Raw genomic sequence first — 1,884 nt, forward strand, 5'->3', positions numbered from 1 at the left:
TGTCTACATTCATAAAAAAGTGTGTTTTTCAATACACTTTTCTCCTGAAAAAGCCGATTCAAGACTAAAACATAACTTGTCTATGTTGTCAAGTTTTATGTTAAGAAAAATGTTTATAAAGCATAGCCCTAAAAGGGAGAGGATTGACTAATAAGGAAAAAATTTATTTCTCTTGGTTGATTGGATATGCCGAGGTCTCCTCGGCATCCCTCAACCGCTTTTTTCCCCTTTATTGGGGAGGCTTTAAACCTGAATTATTTAATTATTTAATTGTTTAATTGTTTCGGTAATGACAATGTATTTTAGGTGAGATGTTTATTTCTATAGACATCAACACTGAATAGTAAAATTGTACAAAGTTACCCAACAAAAAATCAAATTTATAAACATTAAAAACTGTGGAAACTGGACAAAAATCTAACATACCAAAAGGAAGTAATGCAGCTACAAAAATTTGTATATTAGGAGGTGGCTTCGGTGGTCTTTATACAGCTTTGTATCTACATAGTTATTGGGGATTTAAAAATAAAAATTGTCAAATTACTTTGATAGATCCACAAGATCATATTGTGTTTACTCCCTTACTCTATGAGGTAATTACAGATGAACTTGAACCTTGGGAAATATTTCCTCGTTTTGATAAACTTCTGAAAAATAAAAAAATACAGTTTTGCCAAGATACGGTTCAAAATATTGATTTTAAAAATCGTCAAGTTAAACTTTTAGAACAAGGAAATTTAGATTATGACTATTTAGTTATTGCTGTGGGAGTTACTAATGGAAAATTACCAACTGGTGCAGAAAATGTTTTGACATTCCGAACTTTAGCTGATACTCAACTCCTAGAACAAAAACTACAAAGTTTGGAAAATTCCAATCAAGAATTAATTCGGGTAGCTATTGTTGGTGGAGGTCCGAGTGGAGTAGAATTGGCAGGAAAAATAGCAGACAGATTGGGAAGACGGGGAGAAATACGCTTGATAGAAAGAGGAAAAGAAATCCTGAAAAGTTTTACTTCAGCTACTCGGAAAAATGCTCAACGTGCTTTGGATAAACTAAATGTTTTAATCAGTTTAGAGACAAGTGTTAATGCTATTGAAGTTGACCAAATTACTTTATGGCAGTCTAATGAAAGTGCTATTATTCCGACAGATTTTGTATTGTGGACAGCAGGTACTCAAGTAAGAGAATGGGTGAAAAATTTAGACTGTTCCCATAATTATAGAGGTCAACTTATTTGCGAGCCAACTTTACAATTAGTTGATTATCCAGAAGTATTTGTACTAGGAGATGTGGCTGAAATTTCATATCCTAATGATAAAAAACTTCCAGCTACAGCTCAAGTTGCTTATCAACAAGCAAGTCAAGCAGCTAAAAATTTGTGGGGAATTTTAAATAATAAACGTCCGAGACCTTTTCGTTATTTACATTTAGGCGAGATGATTACTTTAGGGAAAAATGCTGCTGCTGTTTCAAGTTTTGGTATTAGTTTACATGGTTGGTTAGCAGCTTTGGTAAGACTTGGTGTTTATGTACAACGTTTACCGACTCTTTCTCATGGTTTTCAAGTTTTACGTAATAGATTAAAAATTTGGATATTTCAAAGGAAAAAATAGCCAAGTAGACTGTACCACCAGGTGAAACAAAAACTGTGGAAAAGAAAAGTGTGATGAAAAAATATTGTTCAGATAAGCAGAAAGATAATTAGGAAGAAAGTGATTAGATATAGCCTTTCCCAAGCTCTAGGAGGTACAGTTGTTTTTCTTCTTTATCTATTCCTACGAAATCAGAATTACTACTCCCTATTCCCTATTCCATATTCCCAGTTAAGTGTTCCCTAAAACCAAAGAATTTTGTACCTCACGCTTTTTGGGAATTGCTGTA

Annotated in this window: 1 protein-coding gene; it reads left to right on the top strand. The window is 33.3% G+C overall.

What is annotated here, in order from left to right; translation table 11 throughout:
- Nucleotides 1-398 precede the first annotated feature (398 nt).
- Nucleotides 399-1,616, top strand: a complete 1,218-nt coding sequence (locus F6K40_RS39985) for an NAD(P)/FAD-dependent oxidoreductase (protein WP_293145816.1) — start codon at nt 399-401, stop codon at nt 1,614-1,616.
- Nucleotides 1,617-1,884 lie beyond the last annotated feature (268 nt).

The organism is Okeania sp. SIO3I5 (assembly GCF_010672085.1).
Classification (GTDB): domain Bacteria; phylum Cyanobacteriota; class Cyanobacteriia; order Cyanobacteriales; family Microcoleaceae; genus Trichodesmium.